The sequence below is a fragment of the Candidatus Poribacteria bacterium genome (assembly GCA_021295755.1).
Classification (GTDB): domain Bacteria; phylum Poribacteria; class WGA-4E; order WGA-4E; family PCPOR2b; genus PCPOR2b.
This window is the reverse complement of sequence record JAGWBT010000081.1, coordinates 18,788-24,622: the sequence shown is the minus strand read 5'-3', so window position 1 is coordinate 24,622 and position 5,835 is coordinate 18,788. Positions and strand designations below refer to the sequence as shown.

Sequence of the window (5,835 nt, the reverse complement as noted above, 5' to 3'; positions counted from 1 at the left end):
CAGACGCTAAACTCTAAGAACGAGAATGTGGAATTGCTAACAAAACAATCCCTGTTCTTTAGAGCGGGGAGCGGTCAATCTCCTGTTTATGTTGATAACCAATGGCTTTGATTTGAAGGTATAGCCAGAAGAATCATGAAGTGGTCTCCGCGTGTAAAACCTATCAAGATTCGTCGTCTCTACCGCGCTGCTCGGTTAGGTCTCCACGATGACGATCTGCTGCAGACTGTCGGTTGGGAGCTCTACGGTCGCTGCGCGGACATCGCAGCGGTCGCCGATGTTTACCGAGACGGATTGGTCCCCTGCCCCCAATGCAGAACAAAGGTGAAGCGCCGAATTGATCCCCTATTTCACGCTAGCGACGGTGGTACGCACGAAAACTGGTTCCATTGTCCGCATTGTACTGCGCGACTACTCTGGCGCGACTGCCGTGAATTCCTTCGTGAGAGTCCACGCTGCTTTGACTGTCATAACTTGTTGAGTGGAACAGAGGAGTTGTGGTGCTCTTGCGGTAAACGGTGGGATCGAAAAGCCTACCATCGCTCGGTGAAAGCCCGCGTCCGCCTGCCTTGTCCTCGCTGCGGTCTGATGATACGCAAACCCGTTTTTGAGTCGAAAGAGCAAGTCGTCAGACACCGCCGGTCTCGCCCTGAAATAGAATGCCCCAAATGCCAAGCAGTCGCGTTTCATGTGCACGGCAATATCGAGTGTGCTGTGTGCGGCTACAAACGCCGATGGCGGGATTACCGCAAAAGTCTGAAAAAGCGAGATGAAAGACTGGAGTGTGCAAGCTGTGGACACAGCTTTAGATGGCAGGCATGGCGTAAAAGTGCCAGGTCCTTGAGAACCGGTAATCCGAGGCCGGCGCGTGAGTTCGTTGAACGGTGGCCCAAATGCCGCACCGCGAAAGCCCGCATGATTCAGATTGACCGCCTACTTCAGGCGCTGCACGGGCGGGGTGCCTTAGCCCCCTTGTTCATTGTTGGCGCTGCACGCAATATCCGTCAGATGCTTGATGAGTTCGCCTCACAGATTTGAGTTGAATGATGCGTTAGTTGTTTCCGCCCGAATAAACTCACCCTCCAACGTCATCAACTTCACCGGCAAAATCTCGTTCACGGCTGAGTTGGGAACATCCATCAGTACCCGCAGATAATTCTCTGTGAATCCCGCTAGATGCCCCTCCGCGCCTTCGCGGCTGTCCTCAACCAATACGTTCATCGTCTTGCCTAGCATAGCCTTCCGAAATTCAAGTCCGAGTCGTTTGCCTAACGCGATCATCGCTTTGCTGCGTTCGGCTGAGACGTGGGGTGGTACGTGATCCGCGTAATCCACTGCGGGAGTGCCACGTCGGGGTGAGTAGCGGAAAACGTGTAACTGACTGAAACCGATCTCTTCAACAAATTGAAGCGACTCCTCAAAATCGGCATCGGTTTCGCCCGGAAAACCGACCATGACATCGGTGGTGATTCCCACATCCGGGAACGAGGCGCGTAGTTTTTCGACGAGGCGCGAGAATTGTATGCGCGTATAGTGGCGGCGCATTTGGCGCAAAATTTTATCGCTGCCAGCCTGTAACGGCAGATGGAAGTGAGGCATACACTTGGACAGCGCTGCCATCCGATCAACCAGATCTGGTGGGAAATTCATCGCCTCGATGGAACTGAAGCGGATGCGTTCAACCCCATCAATTGGGTGAATGTGTTCTAGAATGTCTGCAATGGTTATCTGACGACCGATATCCAGTCCATAAGCCCCTAGATGCACGCCGGTGATAACGATTTCCTTGTATCCATTTGCGGCGATCTGTTTCGCTTCTTGCACGATGTCGGGTAAGGGACGGCTCGTCATACGTCCCCGGACATAGGGGATGATACAGTAGGTACAGAAGGCGCTACACCCGTCCTGTACCTTGATGAGTGCACGTGTATGCCTGCCCGCTTCGCTCACTGATATACTGAAATTCGCGTGTTCCCGAACGGCGTCGTGATGGACAGGCTCGATCTGCAACAGCGGTGAGCGGTCCTTTTTCTCCCATGATTTGTGAACCAAATCTAGATACTGCTGAAGATCCGCCTTTTCACGATTGCCGAAGACGAGCGAGACGCCCGGAATCGCCTCAATTGCCTCCCGATCACTCTCAGCGTAACAACCCGTGACGAGGACTTCGGTGTCGGGATTTTTCCGAACCGCTCGCCGGATGACTTGACGGGCTTTTTGGTCTGCGGCATTGGTCACGGTGCAGGTATTGATGATGCAAACGTCCGCGGGGTCTTTCTCCCCCACAACGGTATATCCGTTACGAAGTATGATCTCCTGCATCGCTTGTGTGTCGTATTGGTTCACCTTGCATCCCAAGGTGATGAGTGCCGCTGTTGGCATTTTCGTTCTCCTTCGATGGCTTAGATCAACATTCAGATGGCTTTAGTGAATCTTTACCGAAAATCACTGGGAACGTCTGACCCGTTCCCACATGTTTTGTCGCTGCCTCCATATAGGCTGCACTGAATGCGCGTCGCTGTTTGCCGGTGGGATTTACCCCGGAACGATGGAGTAGGAGGTTATTCAGCAGGACGACTTCGCCCTCCTCCACTTCCAAATCAATAGCATTCTCCTCCAACTGGTATTTTTCTGCCTCCGCTTCCGTAGCGAAATGTCCCTCATTTATCACACCATGTTTATGGATACCGGGCACGATTTGCATGCAGCCGTTTTCGACTGTTGCGTCGTCTAACGCCATCCAGACGGTGATGATAGGGTTGCGATCCAGTCCCCAGCCGACTCCGACATCTTGATGCCACGGCAGGACTGTGCCTTGATTGGCAGGCTTATTCATGAACATCGCCCGGTAGATTGAAACATCCTCACCGATATAACGTCGTGTAATGTCTCGTAGCAGCGGATGCTGCATGTAGGAGAGGAACAAGGGGTCTTGTTCAAGGTCCATAATCTTCCGGTATTGGAGTGTCGCGCCCTTGTGGCCTATACTTTCCGGAGGTGCCTCGCGGTAGATGCCGGTGGTACTATCGAGTTGAAAGCGCATATTGTCGTAAGGTATAAGGCCCAGCATAATGTCATCAATTCGTTGCTGCAACGCGGCTAGTTCTTTACTTGATAGGAGGTGTCCGAGTCTCACGTACCCCTCCTCCATAAACTGGGTGTGTTCTTGATGCCCAAATTTAACGGGTGACTTCGTTGACATCGATAGAATCTCCTTTTGGTTTGGGTCAAAAGAAAGTGCAAAACGCAATGAGCGTGAAACGTGATGCGTAAAACGTGAAAGCGATTAGTTAATTATGGTGAATTCTAAAAATAAATAGACGCTTTCGCCCCTCTGTGCAGCGGTCTCGATTTATCGGGGCCGGTAGGTGCGGTTTCCTAACCGCACCGGTTTGGAATGTCTCATTAATTCTGAGATCCACTATAGTTCTTTGGGGCTGCCGGGTGAAGACACTCGATATGTAGCTACGGAACAACAGGACTAAAACTCTTGTGCCTCCGTTTCTTTCGGGGGCCTCACAATAATTTCGATTCGACGATTTCTCGCTCTGCCTTTGCGGGTTTTGTTTGTATCGATTGGACGGTAGTAGGCATATCCAACCGCTGCCAAACGGGCGGGATCCACACCCGCACGCGTTTGTAGATAGCGAACAGCCGAGATCGCTCGTTGCGTGGATAGGTCCCAATTGTTTAAGACTGAACCTCTGAACGGAACGTTGTCCGTATGCCCTTCAACGCGAATCTCTCGATCCGGAAAGCGGTTTAAGAAAGTCTGAGCGATCTTGTCCAAGACACGTTTTCCATCAGCTTTAAGGTCGGCCTTTCCGGAATCGAAGAGAATTTTATCCATTAGGTTGACGGTTAATTGTCCTTGGAGCATGGTGATAGTAATTTCTTTCGCTTCGATTTCTTTTTGGAGTTCCCCGCGGAGATCTCGGAATTCTTCCTCTTTCCGTTTTAGTTCCTCTTGTCTACGTTGCTTCTCTGCAAGAAGTTTCGTCGCCTCCGCTTCTGCTTTTGCTTTGGCTTCATTCAAATTGGTTGCACGTTCTTGTACCTCGTCGATTGTGTTCTCTAGGAGATCAATCTTGTTTTTCTTTGCTTCAAGTTCTGCTTGGGTTGTCGTCAATTCATTTTGTAACTGTTCAGCCTTTTTTTCGTAAGTAATCCGACTTTCCTGTTCTGCTTCAAAGTTATTCTTAAATTTGAATATGTAGTAACTCATAATGGTGACAAGTAGGAGCAAGATTGCCCCTGCGATACCGCCAATGAGATACAGTTGTTTTTTCATTCGTCTCTCTCCCCTAATTAGTTCATTGATTCATTAGTTCATTGGTTGATTGAATTGATGAATCCTATGCACGGGGTTCCTTCCGAATAGGATCGGACTTTAAGCAGTATGCTACGACATAGGTTCTGTTGACATTTCATCGTAATCAGACAATCAAGGGGGCACACAGGCACATGCCCTTCGTAGGGGTTGGATCTCCCAACCCTTTGTTCGCATATCAGAGATAGCTTCGGATTTCTGTAGGTCGATTTTCCAAAATCGACACCCCCTAGCACATTGCGCGATAGTTTTGGCTCAATGCCCCCGGCTTGTTTCCCGCCACGCTGTGTATTTTGTCGAGATATGAATCTCGACCTACTCTATTTTTGTACCCCGATCTGTTAGATTGAGATCCCCTGTTGCAAGCTAACAGTTTGCGCTCCATTTGTCAGATTGTCTGATGATTAGAGCGTTTGCCGAATGAACAGCTTCAAAATGTCAACACGCCCTAGCAACTTGGGTTATAATAGTAGCATAACGCGGACTAAATCTCAATGAATTTTCTCCTTGCAGAAAGTCGTTGACACTGTGGGTGGCTCTGCTATAATTAAATTCGCAAGGAATTTCTAATGTTTATCGCGTCGGAGGTTTCACAGATGAAAATACTTCCGGTTTTTCTCCTATTTTCCGCCCTCTATTTGAGTTGCCAACCTGCCGAGAAGAAACCAGAGCGAAAAGAGGAACTGAGTCGTGAGGCGACGCGACTTAGGCTGGGAATGGCACTCACGCCGGAAGATCCGACGGGCTATCTGGAACTTGGCGAAGTGTACCACGAAATGGGCGAATATGAGAAAGCGATTGAGCAATTTCAGGGGGCGTTGGCGATTGATGAGCAGAACGCGCAGGTGCATAACGCGCTCGGTTTGGTCTACATAGACATGCAGCTAACGGATCCAGCAATTCAAGCATTTGAAAAGACGACTGAACTCTCTCCCGAAAATCCAGCTTTCCTCAACAATCTGGCTTATGCTTATGACACCGCGGATCAGTTTGGTAAGGCGATCGAAACGTATCGCAAGGCAATTGAAGCGGATCCAACCTTTCAAGATGCATACTTCAATCTGGCGGGTGCTTATCATGCGCGCGATCAATTTGAGGAGGCGATAAGCTATTATCAGCAAGCCATTGCATTAGATGAGAGTGATCCAGACGCCCATTATAACCTCGCACACGCCTATCAGGAGACGGAACAGGTTGATCTCGCAATCCGTGCATACGAACAGGCTCGATCGCTTAACCCGGAGGATACGGAGATATACTATCACCTCGCGCGGATGTACGAAAAGCGGGGCGACCGTCTCACGATGAAACGGTATTTGGATCTCTTCCTAGAACGGGCGGCAGATTTGCCCCAGTTTCAAGATGAGATTGCAGTTGCCAAGCAGATGTTGGGGCAATAGCGGGGTTGGCAGCCCATTCATCTCGGTACTTACCAAAAAATCCTTTAGGTCTAAAGCCCAAGCATTTGTGCTTTGGATACAGATTGCTTTAGCACGGTTTTGCGT

The 5,835-nt window shown here is 49.9% G+C and carries 5 protein-coding genes; 2 read left to right on the top strand and 3 right to left on the bottom strand.

Annotation, left to right across the window (positions count from 1 at the left end; all coding sequences use genetic code 11):
• Positions 1-135: 135 nt before the first annotated feature.
• Positions 136-1,038, top strand: coding sequence for a hypothetical protein (locus tag J4G02_12830; GenBank protein ID MCE2395463.1), 903 nt, complete (start codon positions 136-138; stop codon positions 1,036-1,038).
• Here the strand turns inward: J4G02_12830 and mtaB are convergent.
• From mtaB to J4G02_12815, 3 genes are all read right to left on the bottom strand, one after another.
• Positions 1,027-2,382 carry a tRNA (N(6)-L-threonylcarbamoyladenosine(37)-C(2))-methylthiotransferase MtaB gene (mtaB, locus tag J4G02_12825; GenBank protein MCE2395462.1) on the bottom strand — a complete coding sequence of 452 codons (1,356 nt, stop codon included), beginning with the start codon at positions 2,380-2,382 and terminating at the stop codon, positions 1,027-1,029. The two genes, J4G02_12830 and mtaB, sit on opposite strands and share 12 nt — an antisense overlap.
• A 25-nt stretch (positions 2,383-2,407) precedes the next feature.
• On the bottom strand, positions 2,408-3,202 hold the full coding sequence (locus tag J4G02_12820; GenBank protein ID MCE2395461.1) for a phytanoyl-CoA dioxygenase family protein: 795 nt from the start codon (positions 3,200-3,202) through the stop codon (positions 2,408-2,410).
• Positions 3,203-3,481: 279 nt separating this feature from the next.
• Positions 3,482-4,291, bottom strand: coding sequence for an OmpA family protein (locus tag J4G02_12815; GenBank protein MCE2395460.1), 810 nt, complete (start codon positions 4,289-4,291; stop codon positions 3,482-3,484).
• Positions 4,292-4,926: 635 nt separating this feature from the next.
• Between J4G02_12815 and J4G02_12810 the strand changes: the two genes are divergently transcribed.
• A complete protein-coding gene (locus J4G02_12810; protein ID MCE2395459.1) occupies positions 4,927-5,730 on the top strand; it encodes a tetratricopeptide repeat protein in 804 nt (267 codons plus the stop codon).
• The last annotated feature ends 105 nt before the right edge of the window (positions 5,731-5,835 follow it).